The sequence below is a fragment of the Cupriavidus necator genome, assembly GCF_040578825.1.
GTDB lineage: Bacteria > Pseudomonadota > Gammaproteobacteria > Burkholderiales > Burkholderiaceae > Cupriavidus > Cupriavidus necator_E.
In genome coordinates this window covers 53,144-71,796 of record NZ_JBEFLI010000022.1, presented here as the reverse complement: position 1 = coordinate 71,796, position 18,653 = coordinate 53,144, and the positions used below count along the sequence as shown (strand labels likewise).

The window sequence follows — 18,653 nt, the reverse complement described above, 5'->3', positions numbered from 1 at the left end:
ACTCCGCCTACGCCGACCAGGAGAGGTCCATGAATGAATCTAAGCCGGCACCAAAGGCTTACATGTTTTCGAGCGATGTGATCGTGATCGGCGGCGGCTTGGTCGGCACGGCAGTGGCCTACGGGCTGGGCCAGCTCGGCAGGAGCATCACGGTCCTGGATGAAGGCGACGATGTGTTTCGCGCTTCGCGTGGGAACTTCGGCTTGATCTGGGTTCACGGCAAGGGCCGCGGCGTACCTGACTATGCCCGCTGGAGCCGGGAATCCGCCCGGCAGTGGCCCACGCTGGCGGCGCGTCTGCAGGGCGAAACCGCCATCGATGTCCAGGCCAGGCAGACCGGCGGCTTCTACCTGTGCTTTTCCGAGGCCGAACTCGCTGCGCGCAGCGAGCGGCTAGCCGCCGTGCGCGATGAGGTTGGCGGCGAGTACCCGTTCGAGATCCTGGACCGCGCGGCCCTGCTGCAGCGATTACCCCACGTGGGACCGAAGGTAGTCGGCGCCAGCTACTCGCCGATGGACGGCCATGTCAATCCGCTTAAGCTCCTGCGAGCACTGCACACCGCGTGCACCCAGCGGGGCGTGACGCTCAAGACGGGCCACGGGGTGGAGCGCATCACGCATGCAGATGGCCTGTTCACGGCGCACAGCGGCGGCCAGCAGTTCCGCGCGCCCAAGCTTGTACTGGCCGCGGGGCTGGGCAATGCGCGCTTGGCCGGTCAAGTCGGCCTCCACGCGCCGGTACGGCCGGCACGCGCCACCGGCGAGTCCAAGTTGGCACACCCCGACTTGCTGGTGGAGATTCTGGTCACCGCCGCTGTCTGAGCTGCGAGCGAAGCCGCTTCCGCCTGGGTGTACATGTCTCGGCTGCGGCCCACTTCGCCAATGCCGCGGTGGCCATCCAGTGCACCAGAGTATCGTGCCGCCGCGGCATTCCGCTGTACGGAAGTCGACGCATGGCTCGCGCAGCACTACTGATCTCTCCATTGACACTTCCATGATCCGGCGCATTGCTTTCATCCATACCGTCGCGATGCTGGTCGAGCATTTCCGTCCGCGCTTTCAGTCGGATTTGCCAGACGCAGACTGCTTTCACATGCTGGACGAAAGTGTCCTTCAGGACTTGATCCGGCAAGGTCCTTCAAGCGGCATCACGCGCCGCATCGCCACACTCTCACAGGTGGCGGCCGATGCGGGTGCCGAGCTGATTGTTTTCACGTGCTCGTCGACCTCGCCAGCCATCGATACCGCGCGTCAGACGGTGAGTGTGCCGATCCTCAAAATCGACGATCCCCTCTACGCCCGCGTGGCAAGCGCGCCGGGCCGCGTCGGTCTGATCTGCACGACCCCGTCGACGGTCGCACCGAGCCGGGCACTGCTGACTGCGCACGCGCAGAGCGCCGGCCGCGATATCCCGGCGGAGAGCCTCTTGTGCGCGGCGGCATTCGACGCCTTGGCCAGTGGCCGGCGTGACCTGCACGATCGCCTCGTGCGCGAAGCTGCGGCAGAGTTGGCGCCACGCGTCGATCGCATCGTTCTGGCGCAAGCCTCGTTGGCGCACTTGTGCGAACCGCTCGCCGACCAACTCGGGCTGCCGGTGTTCGCGAGCCCGGAACTGTTGGTGCAAGAGATGGTCGCCCGGGTGCGGGAGTCGCATCCTTCAACGTCCATCGCCGCAATTGTGAAGAAGCAGATCCCAAGACCCTGCTCTCCGACCGATGCCTACCTGGTTCAAGCATCATGCGGCCGCTTCAGATTTCGCCGGCAGCGGTAAAAACAGTCGGAAGTTACGATTTTTGCACGACTTCCGAAATTTTCTGCTGAGCGCTCGGCTGCATACTAATTGCAGACAGGCTGGTGATGCGTTGAACATGGCGAGATAAGCCGGGTTTGATGTTGGATGCGCATATCTGGCGAATGGCACATGCTCTTGATAAGAATAGCGAGGCTCGGTAGATGAAAACACTGCTGCTAACGAAGGAAGAAGTCGGAAAATTGATATCTATGAAGGAAGTCATAGGTACGGTGGAAGAGGCATACAGGGCTTTCAGCAGTGGACAGGTGGTACAGCCTGACTATATCGGCATACATCTTCCGGCACCGCGCGGAGAAATCGACTTCAAGGTCGGTTACTACAAGACCAATGAAATAATCTCGATGAAAGCCTCTTCCGGAGGCTTCCTCGATAACCCGACAGCACATGGCGTGCCTAACGGTATGGGATCCATTCTGCTGTTCGATGCCAGGAGCTGCGCGCTGATCTGCGTCATGGATGGAAGTCTGCTCACCGGTCTAAGGACCGGGGCATCGGGGGCCGTCTCGGTAAAGGCGCTCGCAAGAAAGAACTCGAAGAAAATCGCCACCATAGGTACCGGAAACCAGGCCAGGATGCAGATTCGAGCGATCAGCCTAGTGATGCAGATCGAAGAGATCCATGCCTGGAACAGAAACCCGCAGACGCTGGCCCGCTTCAAAACGGATATCGAAGGCGAGTTCGGTATCCCTGTGATCCTGGCCAATTCAAAAAAGGAGGCGGTTGGGCAGGCGGATATCCTGATCACCGCCACCCGTGGAAAAGGCCCGCTCGTTGAAGCGAGCTGGGTAAAGCCCGGTACCCACATCGTTGCCATTGGTACAGATCAGAAAGGCAAGCAGGAATTGGAACCTGAGATATTCAGGCACGCCAAGATAGTCAATGACTCCATCTCGCAGTGCATCGAAAAAGGGGAAACCTTTCATCCGATGAACGAGAAAATCATCACTCTTGACGATATCCATGGCGAAATCGGCGAGATATTGCTTGGCAAGAAGCCGGGCCGAGAAAACGATGAAGAAATCACCATCTTCGATTCCACGGGCATGGCCATACAGGACAACACCACTGCCGAAAAGATTTATCGAAATGCACTGGAAAACAACATTGGGACTTTCTTTGCGTTCCTTTGAATTTTGATTTTTCGGCAGTAAGGGGAAAGGAAATCCCATGAGCGTTCATCCAACCATTCAGGACATTCGAGAAGCCCACGAACGGCTGAAACCCCATATCAAACATACGCCGCTACTGCGCGCGGAGAAGATGGAGAAAGCCGCCGGTTGTCAGCTCTACCTGAAGCCCGAAACGCTGCAAATCACCGGGGCGTTCAAGATTCGCGGCGCGCTGAACAAGACGCTCTCGCTACCCAGGGAAGAGATCGCCAACGGCATCATAGCCACGTCTTCCGGCAATCACGCTCAGGGGCTCGCCTACGCTGCCCGAATGCTGGGAGTGAAAGCGATTCTGGTACTTCCGGTGACCACCCCGAAAATCAAGATCGCCAATACCGAAGCCCTCGGTGCGGAGGTCATCCTCTTCGATGGCGATACCGCTGCCCGGTGGAAGAGGGTGTATGAAATTGCTGAGGAACACCACTACGCAGTCGTCCACGCCTTTGAAGACCCGCTGGTGATGGCAGGGCAGGGAACGATCGGCTGCGAGATCCTGGAAGATCTACAGGATGTGGATACCGTCATCATCCCCATGGGCGGCGGCGGCCTGATTTCCGGCATCGCCACCGCCATCAAGGAAACCCGGCCATCGGTTCGGGTCGTTGGCGCGGAGCCTGCCTTGACGCCGAAGTACTATCACAGCAGGTTGAACAAGGAGCGCACCACGCTTCCCTTGAAGAACACCATTGCAGACGGCTTGCGGATAAGTGTGCCAGGACAGAACCCCTATCCCATCATCGAGCGCTACGTGGACGAGATCGTTCTGGTCAAGGACCAGCACATCATTCAAGGCATGCGGGCCCTGGCGAAGGACGCGAAGCTGATCGCCGAACCCGCCGCCTCGATCGGTATCGGCGCTCTACTGGCGGGCGTCGTCAAGGTCCGGCCGGATGAAAAGGTCTGCGTGGTACTGACCGGCGGCAACTGGGACCTGTGCGACCTGGCCGAAATATACAATGCTGTCGAGTAAGCTTTCGGCGCGCTGGCCGAACGAGAAGTATGCCGCTGTTGAGTCAATGGATAGGCTGCATATGAAGTCGTGATGGGAGATGTATTGCAAACTTCGTCATCCACGACAATGAATCGGTTCGCAATTCCTCAGCATGCACGCGGCCGGTTTGCAGTAGACTGAAGACGGCAGCGCGCACAAGCACTGGCTTTTTCGAGAACTCGCGCTCGACGATTAGAAGCGGGCGGATGTGCAAAGCGCGAGAGATCAGCCAGTTCCGCGAGCATGCCCACGGCGGTGGTGAACTGCACCCCGCGCATGGCCTGCAAGGCCAGTACGGCCGAGTAGAAGCGCCAGTTGACCACTGCCTCGCGCAGGGCGGCTTCGACACGGCTGCATTGCGCGATCCGGTCCTCGATAGCACGTCAATATTCGTCAAAGGCCAGTTGCTGCCACGCGCTATCGAATACAAAGGCACTGCTCCAGCGCCGGTGCGCTGGTCGCCAGTCGCCTCTGCCGCTGTAGCGGACTCCATGTGAAAGCAGAAAGGCCTTCAGTCGTTGGCGGGCGCGCTTCAGATCACAGTCGGCATCGAGTCGACTGCACGCTCAGGCATCGAAGCCCAGGAAGCGCGTGAAGCCCTCAACGGGCTCACGCGCCATATCGAGACGGTTGACAATCGACTCTCCGTCGGGGAAGCCGAGGCTCATTCCGCACACGACTTGGAAGCCGTCGGGAAACTCGAGGTGCCTGGAGATGATGTCCTGATAGCGCACGAACGACACCTGAGGACACGTGGCCAGGCCAATGGCGCTGGCGGCAATCATGATCGTCTGGATAAACAAGCCATAGTCCAGCCAGCTGAATTTGGTGAGCGATGGATCAATCGCGAAGATCAAGCCAACGGGCGCACCGAAGAAATCGAAGTTTCTCGCCGTTACTTTGGCGCGTTGCTGCATATCGCACTTGGATATTCCCAGCGCGCCGTAATACACCGATCCGAACGCCTCCTGGCGCACTCTCATCGCTTCGGGAAGCGGGTCAGGAATATGTTGCAACGGAGGATGCCGATCCTCCATGTGCGCTTGTCTCAACGTTTCACTCAGCGCGGCTTGTTCCTGCCCAGCCAGTACGTAGACGTGCCAAGGCTGGATATTCGAGTTGCTTGGGGCAAATCTTGCCACGTCGAGAATGTCCTCGACCATGCATTGTGGTACCGGATCAGGTCTGAAGTATCTCACGGCGCGACGGGCGCGAATGATTCCGTCGACGATGGATGCGGTGGGATGAGAGTCTCGAGTAATTGTCATGAGCAGAGAACGAGCAAGGAGGCTTCCTTATGATGACATGGCGTAAAGGAAGCGCACGGTGAAACATATGCAAGGGCAGATTGCACCCGCTGCACAACAGCCACGATTCAATCACCGGCGAGTGCAGGACGCGCGCGGCCCCATGCCATCACGAACAGAGCCATTGCGGCAACAAATGCTGGCACGGCCATCAGCGTGAAGATGTAGATCATGTTGTAGCCAGCCGCGAGCAGCGTGCCGCCGCCCATGGCACCGAGAATGCCACCGAAGCGCCCCACGCCGAGCATCCAGGCCACCCCAGTCGCGCGGCTGTGGGTGGGATAGAAAAGCGCCGCCAGTGCGAGCATCGACATCTGCGCGCCCGTCATGCAAACGCCCGCCACGAAAGTCAGAACCGCCAGCGACCCGGTGCTGGCCGCTCCCTGCCCCATCGCACAGACCGCGGCGCCGAGAAGAAGGAAAGCGAGCGCAACGGTTCGGCAGGGATTCCAGCGATCCATCAGCCAGCCGAAGATCAGCGCACCGAGCACGCCACCCGCCGGAAACAGCGCCGTAACGAGTGCGGCCTCGCGCAGTGTGAAGCCTGCCTCGCGGATCAGCGTGGGCATCCAGCTCGTGAGTGTGTAATAGACGACCAGTCCCATGAAGTAGGCCAGCCACAGCGTCAGCGTTCCGAATCGGTACGGCCTGGCTAGCATCGCGCCGATCGGTGTGCGTTGCTGGTCTTCCCGGCTCTCCGAAACCGTGAAGCGTGATGTGGCGATAGCAGGGTCATCGGCGACCCGGCGTAGTACGTTGCGAATCCGTTCGATCGGCCAGTCCCTGATCACCATGAAGCGAATCGACTCGGGTAACCTGATCAGGCCGATTGCCAACACGACCGGTACAACGCCGCCGACCACGAAGACCGATCGCCATCCGAAATCAGGTATCAAAGCGGCCGCGGCAAGTCCGCCCGCCGAGGCGCCCAGTGTAAAACCACAGAACATGATGTTCAGTAGCAATGCGCGCCGTTTTGCCGGCACATACTCCGATAGCAGGGTCGTCGCATTGGGCAAAGCCGCCCCAAGTCCGATGCCGGTCAAGAAACGGAAAACGGTGAGTTGCCAGATGTCCGTTGCTGCCACGCACGCCGTGGTCCAAAGGCCGAAGAAGAAGACCGAGCCGATCAAGACCCTGCGCCGGCCTATCCTGTCGGCGATCGGTCCTGCCAGCAGCGCACCCAGCGCCAAGCCGACTAGCGCCGCACTGAGCACCGGCCCTAACGCACCGACGGAAATGGACCATTCCCTGGCAACGGCCGGCGCAACGAAGCCGATCGCTGCCGTATCGAAACCGTCCGCAGCGACGATCAGAAAACAAATCAGCAGGATCAGCCATTGATATGGCGAAAACGGATGTTCATCAATGAACTGCTGGACATCGATGACGTTCGATGTCGGCTTCTGGTAAGTACTCATGACAACTCCTGTGGGATGACTCTTCACAGCTCTCTCGACGAACAGGTGGTCGATGCATTGTCGACACCTGCTGGAAGATGAAAGACATCGGGGCGGAGCTTAGAGTCGTAGATGACGAGCGACAACAGGGTCAACCCGGACAGGAAACAGGCTGCTCGTCATTCATATCCCTTTGTCAGTGGCATCTATTTAGCGAAGATGCGGGAAATCCAGCGTGAATTGATCGTGGTGACGTCCTTTCTTTCACAAAAGCACTAATTTCTTCATCGCCAGCGCGAGATAAAGGAGTCATTGAAATCTGTGCATATGGATATTGAACGGTGGAACCTGCGTCACAGATGGAGCTTCTTGCACGGCATGCAATTTCACCTTGCACGGTCGTCGCTTCCGCAGTTGCGCATCATATGGCATCGTGCCTGCAGGCGATACGCCGCGGCGCGGGCACATCGATCAGCATCGTTGACGATGCGAGCCGGCGCTCAACCGAGATCATGAGGACAATATGTCAAATACCGGAGCATCCAATCACAGGGAGCAATTGATCGCTCGCTGCATTCCGTTTCTTGAGGAGGTCAAGGACATGACCACCGGTACCGAAGTCGAGCAATGGCTGAACACAAAATACGGTCCCGAAAGCGCGTTGTACAAGGATCTCGCCCGACTGATCACGATCGGTGTCGAGCAGGAAGGCTGGGCCGCCAACACGGAAATCGCGGGTCATAAGTACCGGCGTTCGCGCCTTGTCGATCCGTCGGAGGCGACCTTCGGCTTCAGCATTACCGCGGTCTATATGGACAGTTCCGATAACGATCAGCGCAACCCGGAAGATGCCTTCCGCGGCGATTATCATTCCCACCCTTATGGCGAGTTCAACTTGGTGGTGGCGCTCAATGAAGGCGCGGCGCTGGCTGGCCCGAATGGCTGGTGCTACGGCGGGTGGACTGCCCCCGCACCAGGCAGTCATCATTATCCCGAGGCCAAGGGCGGCGCCGTGATCGCACTCTTCTTCCTGCCTGCAGGCAGGATTGCCTACAACGTCAAGGCACCGGACGGCCATTGACCCGGTGCGCGGCTCGGCCTTCCGGCCGGGAAAGGATAGCCCGTGACGCCATAGGCCGTCCTTTGGGCGGTCACTGCGGCGTCTGCTGCTGTTCGATGTACTGGCGGATGATTTGTCCGACGGGAGCGCCGCCACAGCTGCCGGCGAAGTACGACGGCGACCACAGCGCACCGCCCCACAGCTTTTTGCGAATGCTTGGGTAGCTCTTCTTGCGGATCATGCGGCTGGACACGCCCTTCAGGTCCAGTTCGATGAACCTTTGACCTTGCGGGCCATTCGGCGCTGATATTTCGCGAGCCGCTGCTCGTGTTTCTTGAAGCTGGCGAGCGGCGCGATGAATGTCGATCAGCAAGAACCACGCAATGATTGCCTTCGAAGACTTGCAGGTGCGCAACATGAGCCAATCGGCAAGCGGCAAGCGGCACAGCCGACGCGCCAGGGCGCAACGTTCGGGCAAAAGCGGGCTCAACAAATCCATCCTCGATCAAGGGTGGTTCGAATTCCGTCGCCAGTTGGAGTACAAAACAGCGTGGCGCGGCGGCTTCTTCGTCGCCGTTCCAGTGGCCAACACGAGCCGTATGTGCCCGTGTTGCGGGCATATTTCAGCCGACAACCGTCGCACGCAAGCACTGTTCGCGTGCGTCAAATGCGGCCACGAAGCAAACGCCGATCACGTCGGCGCGATCAACGTTTTAGAGCGCGGACAGCGCTTGTTAGCCTGTGGAAAGACGGTGCAGTCGGGCCGCTCGGTGAAGCAGGAACCCGCCGAAGCAATCGAAGCCTTCGCGGCCCAGATGCAGTAGGAATCCCGTCAGGGCGGGGAGGATGTGTGCGCCCAGCATGGGCGCGATCTTGGAGGTGAAAGTCCTACCGCGAGCTGACCCGTAACTCGCACTGCGGCAGCCGTGCGAACGTTTTAACGTCTAGGCCTTCGACAACCGCCGGGCCGTCTCCACCAGCTTGGCGCCCACGGCGCGCACTTCGGTCTCTACCGGCTTTTGGATCAGACCGCCATCCACGTCGAATGCCTGATGTGCTGCTGCCAGGGAGAATCCCTGCGGTATCACCAGCATGCCGAGTTTCTCCAGTACGCCGCGCATTCCCAGCATGGAGCGGATACCGCCCATTGGCCCTGGCGAAGCGCTGATCACTGCGGCAACCTTTTGCTGGAAAAGCTGCATGCCCGACTCGCCGCTTGCCATCGGCCGACTCATCCAGTCAATGGCATTCTTGAGCAGCGCGGTATAGCCGCCGTTATATTCAGGCGACGCCACCAGCAGTGCGTCATGCTCTGCCAGCAACTGCTGCAATTCCCTTGCCGCTGCTGGTACGCCGTAGTCCTGTTCGAAGTCGCCGTCATAGAACGGCAACGTATGATCGGCCAGCGATACAAGCCTGACCTCCGCGCCGCTGTCGCCTGCGCCGCGCACTGCCACATCGAGCAATTTGCGATTGACGGAACCGCGACGCGTGCTGCCACACAATGCAAGAATCTTTACTGTCATGTTGATATTCTGAAGCGATGGAAATTTCCGGGTGCGTTACGCGCGCACGCTGCAGAATGTCAGCGGGGCGAACGACCGGAGCCGCATGCCACGATCGTGTCACGATGAGGCGAAAGCTAGGTGCCGGAAAAAAAGGTCAGCCCGCGTGGCGCCAAAGATGTCGATGCGCATGGTGTCCTGATGGTGCCACAGGGACAAGGCCGACTGCGGTGAAATGCGTGCAAGGCGACCTTGCAGCGAATAGGACGAACTAGGTTCGCACCTGGCTCGCCACATCGGCAATTTGCTTGCGCAGCCATCGCAAGGCCGGATCTTCGGCATTGCGGCCGTGCCACACCGCCCGTACCGACGTCATTGGCGTTGGGTAGGGCACCGAATGAATGCGTAACTCACCATTGCGCTCGAACTCGCGGCCCAACGGCGAAGGTACGAGCGCCAGCATGTCACTGTGGCGAACCAGAGAGGGTATCGCCAGCGAATGCGCCACTGCGACACGGATACGCGGCTGCTTTGCAGAACCCGCAAACGCGTCTTCAAGCGCCTGCCGGTCGAACATTTCCGATTGACGTGCAAGACCCCGTTCGACGATAAAGCCGCTGACCGCGCCTTCCTCCTGCCCACCCAGCGACACGGTGACCAGTGGATAGATCAACAAGTCCTCATTGGTGAGCGCACGGTCGCCGATCGGATGATCACGGTGCGTAATCAGTACCTCCGTCTGCTTCCAGACCACCATCGATTGGAGCCGCGCTGGCACTTCGGCAAAGATGCCAATGGCAAGGTCGATACGGCCGATGTCGATCTGTCCGGCCAGATCGAGCCTTGTAGAGGGGCGAACCACAAGGTCGACCATCGGCGCTTCCGCGCGCAGGCGCTGGCTCAGCCGGCTGAGAAGAATCAATGTGATGTAATCGTTCGCGGCCACCACGAATTCCCGCCGTGCGCTGGCCGGATCGAAGGGTTCATCACCGAGCGCGGTCTGGATTTGCCGCAAGGCGCTTCGGATGGGCGTAGCCATCGCGACCGCGCGCGCGGTCGGCTCCATGCCCTTGGCTGTGCGGACGAAGAGGTCATCTTGGAGCACATCGCGAAGGCGGCCAAGCGCATGGCTAATTGCCGATTGACTGAGATGCAGGCGCTTGCCCGCGGCCAGCAGATTGCGATCTTCGAAAACCGCATCGAAGACGCGCAACAGGTTCAGGTCGATCCTTGCGAGGTTCATCTTTCGTCCGAATGACAACGCACCAAATGTTCCGCGCATTCTACCCTCCAGAGCACAACCGGCCGTGTCGCTCGCTTCGCCGATTCGCGTTCCGAGCCATCGTCATGCCGTGGTCCCGCCCTCTCTGTCGATCTTCAGTCGTAGAACAAAGCAAATCTGTCACTCCGGAATCTGCTTGGAACCCCCGCCGTAAATAGAAGTCCGGGCGCTGAATGGGAGCGCTAAAAACCTTGGGGTTCCAAGGCAAGGCACATTGGATGCCGGCAGATCATATCCGGGGGAGACCACGATGAAAATCAGCATTCGCGTTGAGGTCACCCACGGATTATGACGAGAAGGCCACATTCGGGGTCTGCGATATTGACACGCCCATATCGCGAGCTTGAACCGGCGAAGGTCGGCCTGTCTCTGGCTGAAGGGAAAGAGGTACTGCACGAGCTGCAAAGGATAGTGGTGGCAATGCAGGCTGAAGAAATCTGCAGAGAATCGTTAGGTATGAGCCACCAACGGAACCCACGTCGAGGGAGGTTGTTGAGTATTTGGAGCGACTCGTCGACCGGCCAAGTGCGAATAGCTTCGTGACCTGCAAGCTTTCCGATTACCGCTTGGTACCCTACGCGACGCCTGAATATTTAGACAACCATCCCCCCATCCGTACCGTTGATGACCTCGCCGGCCACCGCTGGATCGACTATGTTGATGATCTGGTGTTCTCGCCACAGCAATTCATGTCGCCATTGATGGGCTCCAATCTGATTATCACCGTATTCGCTGTCGTGGTAATTGGCGGAATGGGATCGATCATCGGATCCATCGTGACAGGCTTGAGCCTTGGTGTCATTGAGGGAATTGCCCGCGTCTTTTACCCCGAGCTATCGGCAACAGTGGTCTTCATCCTCATGGCCTTGGTACTGCTTGTCCGGCCTTCCGGGCTGTTTGGCAAAGAGAATTAATGGAGCCTCATATGATTAAGAAACTCATTCTTGTGGCGGCCCTGGGCATCGCTTTGCTCCTGCCCACCTTCGTTTATCCCGTTCTCCTTATGAAGATCATGTGCTTCGCACTCTTTGCATGCGCATTCAATCTTCTGATGGGATTCACCGGTCTTCTTTCTTTCGGCCATGCAGCACTATTCGGTGCGGCCGGGTATGTGACCGGATACGCAGCCCGCGATCTTGGCATCCCAGTGGAAGGGGTCATCGTACTCGGTATGTTGGCTTCTGCCATTCTTGGATTCCTGATGGCTAGTCTTGCGATCAGGCGGAAAGGGATCTACTTCACGATGATCACGCTTGCGCTGGCTCAGATGATCTATTTCGTCTGTCTGCAGACGCCGGTTACTGGGGGTGAAGACGGTATGCAGGGGATCCCGCGTGGCAAACTCCTTGGCGTTCTTGACCTGGGGGACGATACGACCATGTACTTCGTTGTACTGGCAATATTCGTCGCCGCCCTCGCGTTGATTACCTGGATCGTCCACTCTCCGTTCGGGCAAATCCTTAGGGCCGTCAAGGAAAACGAGCCTCGATCTATCTCCCTTGGCTACGATGCCGATCGATACAAGCTGATGGCCTTTGTCCTGTCTTCGGCCCTGACCGGTTTGGCAGGCTCTGTCAAGGCGATCGTGCTCGGCTTCGAGACCTTGGTCGATGTGCATTGGGGCATGTCAGGCATGGTCGTACTCATGACGCTGGTTGGCGGGGTTGGCACCCTTGTAGGGCCCATTGTCGGCGCTGTTGTAATCATGGTGCTTGAGAATAAGCTAGGCGAAATCGGTGAATCGCTGGCGACAGCCACTCATATCGAGTGGTTCCGTGCCCTGGGGGAATCCGTCACGATAGTCACCGGGTTGACATTCATTTTCTGCGTGCTCCTTTTCCGGAAGGGCATCGCCGGCGAGTTCAACGCATTCGTCGCGAGAAGACAGTCGGATGCGATGAGGTCACACAGCCGGACGTGGCTCATAAGCCGGCCCATACGAGGTAGTTGCTGCTGTAAGAGATTTTCTGAAGGGCTCTCGCATGGTAGGTCCGAGAACCAAAGCGTAGAGAGGAACATATGATGCGTGTATTCCAAGTTGATCAGGACTGGTCCATCGATCATCTCCAGATGGCGTCCAAACCGATGCCTCAGCCAGCCGCAGGAGAGGTGCGTCTCAGGATGCTGGCTGCGGCTTTAAATTCTCGCGATCTGATTATTCCTAGCCGCGGTTACGGCAAGCGAATGAAAGATCTGCCGCTCATCGTTCTCAGCGATGGTGTGGGCGTCATTGATGCCGTAGGCACGGGGGTAACTCGGTTTCAGGTGGGGGAGCGCGTGTGCCCGATCTTTTACCAAACGTGGCTGGACGGTGCACCAAACGCCGAACGAATGCAATCCAGCCTGGGTTGCGAGCAGGATGGAACCATGGCCACCCATTTGGTGATACCCGAGGAACGGGTATGCCGTGTGCCCGCCTACCTGTCTGACTTTGAAGCCGCAACGTTGCCTACTGCGGGTGTGACGGCGTGGCGAGCCCTGGTCACCGAGGGGCGACTGAAGCGAGGGGAAACCGTCCTCCTGCAAGGGACTGGCGGGGTCTCTCTGTTTGCGCTCCAGATTGCGAAGTCGTTGGGTGCGGTCGTGATCATTACCTCTTCCAGCGACAAGAAACTTGCCAGCGCGAAGTCGCTTGGAGCGGACTACCTGATTAATTACGAGAAGGAGCCAGAATGGTGGCGCACGGTGAGAGAGCGTACGCGTGGCGTGGGCGTCGATCACATCGTTGAAGTTGGCGGGGCAGATACGCTAGCCCAGTCCGTGCGCGCTGTCCGGACAGGAGGAACAATCAGCTTGATCGGTGTCCTTTCCGGTTCTGATCCAAAAATTCCACTTGGCCAGGTTGTAACGCGGCACATCAGGTTGCAAGGAATCACTGTCGGCAGCCGTGCCGACTTTGAAGCAATGCTGACCCATTTCGAAGCGACGAGATTGCGACCCGTAGTCGATCGCATATTCCCATTCGAGGCGCTTCATTCAGCAATGCATTACCTCGCTTCAGGCAAGCATTTCGGCAAAATCTGTATTCGCCACCCGGAGTGATGTCGTTGACCCAACGATTGAGTTCCTATTCAAATCGGCTGCTTAGTGGAGATTTTCCGGATTTTTCACGAATTGCGGGTCAACCCTCTGCTTTGTTGAGATATGTTCACGCCGGCGTTTCGGGATATCTTTGTTTGGATCGGTGCTGAATTGCCTCGAGCATTCGCGGCTGAACTGCGACGAACTTTCGTAGCCGACAGAAAATGCCACGGCGGACGTGGTGTGTTCTCTGGTCATGAGCATATGGTGTGCTTCGAGTAGACGAAGTTGCTCGACTCATGCCACAAGCTTGGCAAACGTCGGTAGCCTTTCTTGCGAAGAGCTAGACATTCAGGCGCGGGAGAAGACTTTCCTTGGGACAACGTGCGGGGCCGTGTACCGTTGGTTGCGCGGTCTGCCATGTGTCGGTGGCCGGGCGTGGCATAATTGGCAGCAAAGGTGCTCCTTGCGATCACGTCGGGACAGAGAAGGGCCCAAGGTAAGCAGACCGAGATGCATGATCTACTGACTTCTCCCAGGGTACGCCTGCGCCGACGCGGTGCCGACAAGCATCCCCTTATCCTGAAGGCCGCACGCACCCTCATCGCGCAGTCGGGGTTCAGGGAGGCCCAGATGACGGCGATCGCCGAGGCGGCTGGCATAGCGATCGGGACGCTGTATCGATATTTTCCGTCTAAGACCGAACTGCTTGTCGAGGTCGTCAAATTCACGGCACAGCGGGAAGTTGATGTTGTGGCCGGCATTGCCATGCGAGACGGCACCGCTTGCGAGCGGCTGGGCATGGCGGCCTGGACTTTCGCGAGCCGGGCCTTGCGTGGCCGGCGGCTGGCGCACGCGTTGGTGGCCGAACCGGTTGAACCTGAGGTCGAGGCAGCAAGGCTGGCCTATCATCGTGCGCTCTCGCGGGTGTTCCGCACCATCATTGATCAGGGTATTGCCGCCGGCGAGTTTCCCGAACAGGACTCGGCTGCCTCCGCCGACTGCATTGTCGGATGCCTGTTCGAGGGACTCGTCGCTCCCTTGAGCGGCGAAGCAGGAGTGACGGGCGGCCCAATGCAAAGTCAGGCCGCCTCCATTATTTCTTTCTGTCTGCGCGGCGTAGCAGGCACCTCAATCACGTTCGTTCCACCCGCCTGAGAAGTTGAGTGTGACGAAAAAGAAATACACAAATAGAACCACAGTTCTAAGTTATATGTGACGAAAAGGCTCCTCAGCAGCAGGCCACTGCGATAAGTGGCTACCATGCGGGGGTTGATCCTTGACTTCGCGAGGCGGCCATCATAGTCTTAAGTGAATCTAGATTTCACTTAAGGCCGGCGTGCTGACCGGCCCCTGCAGCAGGAGACGGTCGCCGTGGAAATCCTTTCCCCTTTAGCCGAGTCGGGCCAGCGCGTCAGCGAGCTCATCGATCACTATGCCGATCCTGCGGCAAGCCTGGCGTGGATGCTGTGCGACCGGCATGATCCGGCCAGTGTTGCCTACGATATCGTCGATGCGAATCACAGGGTCGAGCGGCTGACATACGGTGAGCTGAGAGTCCAATCCGAAGCCTTTGCTGCCGCCTTGCTCGACCTGGGTGTCAAATCCGGCGATCGTGTGGCGACGCTTGCGGGCAAAAGCCTGGAATACCTCGTCGCGCTGCTTGGCATATGGCGGATCGGTGCCGTGCACGTGCCGCTGTTCACCGCCTTCGCGCCACCAGCGATCGCGCTGCGCCTGGAGGGCAGTGGGGCGCGGGTTGTGGTCTGCGATGCCTCGCAATGCAGCAAGCTTTCTTCTTCCGAGGACGGGGAGCCGGCGCCGAGGTACGACGTTGTGGTGATAGGCGATGATGAGCTTAGCCTCGAAGATCCCGCGCTGCATCGTTATCAAGACGTTCTGAAGACCGGTCACCGCATAAGTCCCGCTGCGATCGGCGGCGATGCCCCCTTCATTCACATTTACACCTCCGGAACCACCGGCAAGCCGAAGGGCGTGGTCGTGCCGTCGCGGGCGATTTCAGCCTTTCACGCCTACGTCGAATTCGGCATCGGCCTGCGCGCCGATGATGTCCACTGGTGTGCCGCCGATCCTGGCTGGGCTTACGGTCTGTACTTCGGCGTGGTGGGCTCTCTGTGCACGGGCGTCCAGAGCGTCTTCCAGAAAGGTGGCTTCGATCCTGCCCTTACCTACGACGTCCTGCGCCAGTGTGGTGTCACCAACTTCGCAGCGGCGCCTACCGTCTACCGATCCCTCATGTGCGCTGACGTGACGGCGCCTGCTGGCCTGCTCCTGCGATCGGCATCGAGCGCGGGGGAGCCGTTGACCCCGGATGTCAACGAGTGGGCAGCGCAGGCGCTTGGCGTCAGTGTCTACGATCACTATGGTCAGACCGAAGCAGGGATGTTGATCAATAACCATCATGACTCCCGCCTCGCGCGCCCCATACAACCTGGCTGCATGGGAATTTCGATGCCTGGCTGGAAGGCCGTGGTGCTGGATCGGACCGAAGAGGTCGAGGTGCCCTCTGGTACGGTTGGTCGCATCGCTTTCAAGCTGGCAGACAGCCCGCTTGCCTGGTTCGCGGGGTACGACGGCTTGCCGGAAAAGAGTGCCGAGAAGTTTTCCGGAGATGGACAGTACTATCTTTCGGGGGATCTGGCGCGGGCCGATGAGACCGGAGCCTTTTTCTTCTCATCGCGGGAAGACGACGTGATCATCATGGCTGGCTATCGGATAGGTCCGTTCGAAGTGGAATCCGTGCTCGCGGCCCATCCTGCCGTCGCAGAATGTGCGGTCATTGCAGTTCCCGACAAGGTGAGGGGAGAGGTGATCGAAGCGTATGTCGTGCTACGTCCTGGCTTTGAGGCGACTGACGAAGCGGCTGTGGAACTCCAGCAATGGGTGAAGACCCGATACGCCGCACACGCCTACCCGAGGCGCGTCACGTTCATCCCGGCGCTACCGAAAACACCGAGTGGCAAGGTTCAACGGTTTGTGTTGCGCGAGGCGCGAAAAAACGCGGACTTGACTGGCAAGGGCGATGAAAAGCACTAGCCCAGGCGCGATGCAAAACCAAGGAGTTGCGGTGCAAACGATTTCCTACGCTGAAGCTGGCAGCGCAGTGGCTGTCCACACGCTCTACGGCTCGACGCGGTCCCGCCATCGCACGCTTGAGGACTTCCTGCAGGCGTCAAGCTGGTTCGCCATATTGACCGACGAAGAGAAGGCGCGTGTCAAAACCGAGACGTTCGAGCGTTATTGCGCCGCGGGTGGCATGGCATGCCATCGCGGCGATCCGGCCGATCACTGGCTGGGCGTGATCGAAGGCATCATCAAGGTGGACACGGCCTCGGCTTGCGGTCGTGCAGTGACCTTTGCCGGCGTGCCCGCTGGATCTTGGTTTGGCGAAGGCGCAGTGCTGAAGTCGGAGATGCGGCCGTACTCGGTTGTGGCAATCAAGGACAGTCGCATTGCCTATGTGCCACGCGAGACTTTCTTGTGGCTGCTGGGACGCAACCATAGCTTCAGCCGCTACGTCATTGACCAGCTCAATGCACGCTGCGGTTACTACGTCGGACTGGTGCATAACTTCCGGCTCCACGAGGCAGCCGCCCGCGTCGCTTTCTGTGTGGCCGAGTTGTTCCATCGGCAGCTCTATCCTGCCACGGAGCGCACCCTCGCCCTGTCGCAGGAAGAGCTAGGCAGGCTATCCGGTCTTTCCCGCCAGAACACCAATCGTGCACTCCGCGAGCTGGCTGAAGCAGGCATGATCGAGATGGAATATGGTGCCATTGTGGTGATCGACCTGGATGGGCTGCGCCGGTACGCGCATATTGGCGACTAGCCCGCCTGGATCCATTGTAGCCAGGGCGGAGGTGGCACTCGCCCTGGCGCCCACTTGCTACAGCATCTCAACCGCGATTGCGGTTGCTTCACCACCCCCGATACAGAGGCTTGCGATCCCGCGGCGGCCCCTGCTCTTGCGCAGCGCACCCAGGAGCGTTACCAGAATCCGGGCACCCGAAGCGCCAATCGGATGACCGAGCGCACAGGCGCCGCCGTGAATGTTGACGCGAGCGGAATCCAGAGACAGATCGCGAATTGCAGCCATCGTGACCACGGCAAAGGCCTCATTGATTTCCCAGAGATCGACAGAATCCGTGTCCCAGCCAATGCAATTCAGCAGCTTCCCTATGGCACCGATGGGAGCGGTGGCAAACGTCGCCGGAGCCTGTGCGTGGGTGGCATGGCCAACCACGCGGGCGATCGGGCTCAAGCCAAGGCTCTCCGCGATGGAGGCCTTCGTCAGCACCAATGCTGCGGCACCGTCCGAAATCGAACTGGAGTTGGCCGCCGTGACAGTGCCATCCTTTCTGAAGGCGGGCTTCAGCGACGCGATCTTGTCGACATTTGCCTTAAGCGGTTGCTCGTCATCAGCAACGGTGGCCGTTGCACCTTTCCTGTCCACGATCGATATCGAAGCGGTCTCCCATGCGACGCTCCCGTCCCGGATCGCCGACTGGGCGCGTTGCGTGGAAAGCACCGCCCATTCGTCCTGCGCTTCGCGAGAAAACCGATACGCCCCCGCACAGTCCTCGGCGAAGGTCCCCATGAGCCGGCCCTTTGTCTCGGGACTGTAACGGTCTTCCAGGCCGTCAAAGAACATGTGGTCGAGCATGGTGCCGTGTCCCAGCCGGTAACCGCTGCGCGCCTTGGGCAGGAGATAGGGGGCGTTGGACATCGATTCCATACCGCCCGCCACCATCATGTCGTTGGTGCCGGCTGCGAGCAGGTCGTGCGCCAGCATCACTGCCTTCATGCCGGAGCCGCACACTTTGCTGACGGTGGTGCAGGCCGCCGAGAGCGGCAGCCCCCCATGAATGCATGCCTGGCGAGCGGGCGCCTGGCCAACCCCTGCAGGCAGTACGCATCCCATCAGCACTTCCTGCACTGCATCGTTCGCAATGCCTGAACGTTCGACGGCCGCCCGGATGGCAGCGCCGCCCAAATCCGGGGCGCCCAGGCCGGACAACGCGCCCTGGAATCCACCAATGGGAGTCCGGGCAGCCGAGACAATGACGATCGGGTCTTTCGTGGTCATGG

16 protein-coding genes and 5 pseudogenes are annotated in these 18,653 nt (G+C 59.4%); 13 read left to right on the top strand and 8 right to left on the bottom strand.

The genetic code is table 11. The features are described 5' to 3' along the window. Positions 1–29: 29 nt before the first annotated feature. From AB1I47_RS13530 to AB1I47_RS13515, 4 genes are all read left to right on the top strand, one after another. Positions 30–821, top strand: coding sequence for an FAD-dependent oxidoreductase (locus AB1I47_RS13530; RefSeq protein WP_354684265.1), 792 nt, complete (start codon positions 30–32; stop codon positions 819–821). Between the two features lie 172 nt (positions 822–993). After that, positions 994–1,770, top strand: a complete 777-nt coding sequence (locus tag AB1I47_RS13525; RefSeq protein ID WP_354684264.1) for an aspartate/glutamate racemase family protein — start codon at positions 994–996, stop codon at positions 1,768–1,770. 182 nt (positions 1,771–1,952) lie between these two features. Next, on the top strand, positions 1,953–2,942 hold the full coding sequence (locus AB1I47_RS13520) for an ornithine cyclodeaminase family protein (RefSeq protein ID WP_354684263.1): 990 nt from the start codon (positions 1,953–1,955) through the stop codon (positions 2,940–2,942). Between the two features lie 37 nt (positions 2,943–2,979). Then, entirely contained in the window at positions 2,980–3,951 is a 972-nt protein-coding gene (locus AB1I47_RS13515) for a threonine/serine dehydratase family protein (RefSeq protein WP_354684262.1), read from the top strand. 224 nt (positions 3,952–4,175) lie between these two features. Here the strand turns inward: AB1I47_RS13515 and AB1I47_RS13510 are convergent. From AB1I47_RS13510 to AB1I47_RS13500, 3 genes and pseudogenes are all read right to left on the bottom strand, one after another. Then, positions 4,176–4,511 (bottom strand): annotated as a pseudogene (locus tag AB1I47_RS13510) (IS110 family transposase); the annotation flags it as partial. 27 nt (positions 4,512–4,538) lie between these two features. Continuing rightward, positions 4,539–5,240, bottom strand: a complete 702-nt coding sequence (locus AB1I47_RS13505) for a nitroreductase (RefSeq protein ID WP_354684261.1) — start codon at positions 5,238–5,240, stop codon at positions 4,539–4,541. 107 nt (positions 5,241–5,347) lie between these two features. Continuing rightward, positions 5,348–6,700, bottom strand: coding sequence for an aromatic acid/H+ symport family MFS transporter (locus AB1I47_RS13500; RefSeq protein ID WP_354684260.1), 1,353 nt, complete (start codon positions 6,698–6,700; stop codon positions 5,348–5,350). Between the two features lie 502 nt (positions 6,701–7,202). Between AB1I47_RS13500 and AB1I47_RS13495 the strand changes: the two genes are divergently transcribed. Beyond that, on the top strand, positions 7,203–7,760 hold the full coding sequence (locus AB1I47_RS13495) for a 4-hydroxylaminobenzoate lyase (protein ID WP_354684259.1): 558 nt from the start codon (positions 7,203–7,205) through the stop codon (positions 7,758–7,760). A 70-nt stretch (positions 7,761–7,830) separates the two neighbouring features. On the opposite strand, the pseudogene AB1I47_RS13490 reads toward AB1I47_RS13495, so the two are convergent. Further along, positions 7,831–8,001: pseudogene (locus AB1I47_RS13490) on the bottom strand (transposase); the annotation flags it as partial. A gap of 103 nt (positions 8,002–8,104) precedes the next feature. On the opposite strand from AB1I47_RS13490, the gene AB1I47_RS13485 reads away from it, so the two are divergent. Continuing rightward, positions 8,105–8,563, top strand: a complete 459-nt coding sequence (locus AB1I47_RS13485; RefSeq protein ID WP_407935831.1) for an RNA-guided endonuclease InsQ/TnpB family protein — start codon at positions 8,105–8,107, stop codon at positions 8,561–8,563. 120 nt (positions 8,564–8,683) lie between these two features. On the opposite strand, the gene AB1I47_RS13480 is transcribed toward AB1I47_RS13485, so the two are convergent. Both AB1I47_RS13480 and AB1I47_RS13475 read right to left on the bottom strand, forming a co-directional pair. Further along, on the bottom strand, positions 8,684–9,265 hold the full coding sequence (locus AB1I47_RS13480) for an NADPH-dependent FMN reductase (RefSeq protein ID WP_354684258.1): 582 nt from the start codon (positions 9,263–9,265) through the stop codon (positions 8,684–8,686). Positions 9,266–9,515: 250 nt separating this feature from the next. Then, a complete protein-coding gene (locus AB1I47_RS13475; protein ID WP_354684257.1) occupies positions 9,516–10,487 on the bottom strand; it encodes a LysR family transcriptional regulator in 972 nt (323 codons plus the stop codon). Positions 10,488–10,776: 289 nt separating this feature from the next. Here AB1I47_RS13475 and AB1I47_RS13470 point away from each other — a divergent pair. From AB1I47_RS13470 to AB1I47_RS13455, 4 genes and pseudogenes are all read left to right on the top strand, one after another. Continuing rightward, positions 10,777–10,967, top strand: a pseudogene (locus AB1I47_RS13470) (ISKra4-like element ISBte2 family transposase); the annotation flags it as partial. Positions 10,968–11,215: 248 nt separating this feature from the next. Beyond that, positions 11,216–11,440: pseudogene (locus AB1I47_RS13465) on the top strand (branched-chain amino acid ABC transporter permease); the annotation flags it as partial. 11 nt (positions 11,441–11,451) lie between these two features. After that, a complete protein-coding gene (locus tag AB1I47_RS13460) occupies positions 11,452–12,549 on the top strand; it encodes a branched-chain amino acid ABC transporter permease (protein WP_354684256.1) in 1,098 nt (365 codons plus the stop codon). After that, the gene (locus tag AB1I47_RS13455) at positions 12,549–13,568 is read left to right on the top strand and encodes a zinc-dependent alcohol dehydrogenase family protein (protein ID WP_354684255.1); all 1,020 of its coding nucleotides are present in this window, start codon (positions 12,549–12,551) and stop codon (positions 13,566–13,568) included. Before AB1I47_RS13460 ends, AB1I47_RS13455 begins: the two co-directional genes overlap by 1 nt. Before the next feature lie 42 nt (positions 13,569–13,610). Here AB1I47_RS13455 and AB1I47_RS13450 read toward each other — a convergent pair. After that, a pseudogene (locus AB1I47_RS13450) lies at positions 13,611–13,829 on the bottom strand (hypothetical protein); the annotation flags it as partial. Positions 13,830–14,060: 231 nt separating this feature from the next. Here AB1I47_RS13450 and AB1I47_RS13445 point away from each other — a divergent pair. The 3 genes from AB1I47_RS13445 (at position 14,061) to AB1I47_RS13435 (ending at position 17,394) form a co-directional block, all read left to right on the top strand. Continuing rightward, positions 14,061–14,705 carry a TetR/AcrR family transcriptional regulator gene (locus AB1I47_RS13445; RefSeq protein ID WP_354684254.1) on the top strand — a complete coding sequence of 215 codons (645 nt, stop codon included), beginning with the start codon at positions 14,061–14,063 and terminating at the stop codon, positions 14,703–14,705. A gap of 216 nt (positions 14,706–14,921) precedes the next feature. Beyond that, positions 14,922–16,604, top strand: coding sequence for an AMP-binding protein (locus AB1I47_RS13440; RefSeq protein ID WP_354684253.1), 1,683 nt, complete (start codon positions 14,922–14,924; stop codon positions 16,602–16,604). Between the two features lie 31 nt (positions 16,605–16,635). Further along, positions 16,636–17,394, top strand: coding sequence for a Crp/Fnr family transcriptional regulator (locus tag AB1I47_RS13435; RefSeq protein WP_354684252.1), 759 nt, complete (start codon positions 16,636–16,638; stop codon positions 17,392–17,394). A 57-nt stretch (positions 17,395–17,451) separates the two neighbouring features. Here AB1I47_RS13435 and AB1I47_RS13430 read toward each other — a convergent pair whose 3' ends face one another. Continuing rightward, complete coding sequence (locus AB1I47_RS13430) at positions 17,452–18,651, bottom strand: acetyl-CoA C-acyltransferase (RefSeq protein WP_354684251.1); 1,200 nt, start codon at positions 18,649–18,651, stop codon at positions 17,452–17,454. Between the last annotated feature and the right edge of the window lie 2 nt (positions 18,652–18,653).

What these genes read in the sequence shown, in the direction of transcription:
- AB1I47_RS13430 (WP_354684251.1), bottom strand. Translation starts at nt 18,651, where the DNA reads ATGACCACGAAAGACCCGATCGTCATTGTCTCGGCTGCCCGGACTCCC.
- AB1I47_RS13530 (WP_354684265.1), top strand. Translation starts at nt 30, where the DNA reads ATGAATGAATCTAAGCCGGCACCAAAGGCTTACATGTTTTCGAGCGAT.
- AB1I47_RS13480 (WP_354684258.1), bottom strand. Translation starts at nt 9,265, where the DNA reads ATGACAGTAAAGATTCTTGCATTGTGTGGCAGCACGCGTCGCGGTTCC.
- AB1I47_RS13500 (WP_354684260.1), bottom strand. Translation starts at nt 6,700, where the DNA reads ATGAGTACTTACCAGAAGCCGACATCGAACGTCATCGATGTCCAGCAG.
- AB1I47_RS13520 (WP_354684263.1), top strand. Translation starts at nt 1,953, where the DNA reads ATGAAAACACTGCTGCTAACGAAGGAAGAAGTCGGAAAATTGATATCT.
- AB1I47_RS13505 (WP_354684261.1), bottom strand. Translation starts at nt 5,240, where the DNA reads ATGACAATTACTCGAGACTCTCATCCCACCGCATCCATCGTCGACGGA.
- AB1I47_RS13475 (WP_354684257.1), bottom strand. Translation starts at nt 10,487, where the DNA reads ATGAACCTCGCAAGGATCGACCTGAACCTGTTGCGCGTCTTCGATGCG.
- AB1I47_RS13525 (WP_354684264.1), top strand. Translation starts at nt 994, where the DNA reads ATGATCCGGCGCATTGCTTTCATCCATACCGTCGCGATGCTGGTCGAG.
- AB1I47_RS13495 (WP_354684259.1), top strand. Translation starts at nt 7,203, where the DNA reads ATGTCAAATACCGGAGCATCCAATCACAGGGAGCAATTGATCGCTCGC.
- AB1I47_RS13455 (WP_354684255.1), top strand. Translation starts at nt 12,549, where the DNA reads ATGCGTGTATTCCAAGTTGATCAGGACTGGTCCATCGATCATCTCCAG.
- AB1I47_RS13515 (WP_354684262.1), top strand. Translation starts at nt 2,980, where the DNA reads ATGAGCGTTCATCCAACCATTCAGGACATTCGAGAAGCCCACGAACGG.
- AB1I47_RS13445 (WP_354684254.1), top strand. Translation starts at nt 14,061, where the DNA reads ATGCATGATCTACTGACTTCTCCCAGGGTACGCCTGCGCCGACGCGGT.
- AB1I47_RS13460 (WP_354684256.1), top strand. Translation starts at nt 11,452, where the DNA reads ATGATTAAGAAACTCATTCTTGTGGCGGCCCTGGGCATCGCTTTGCTC.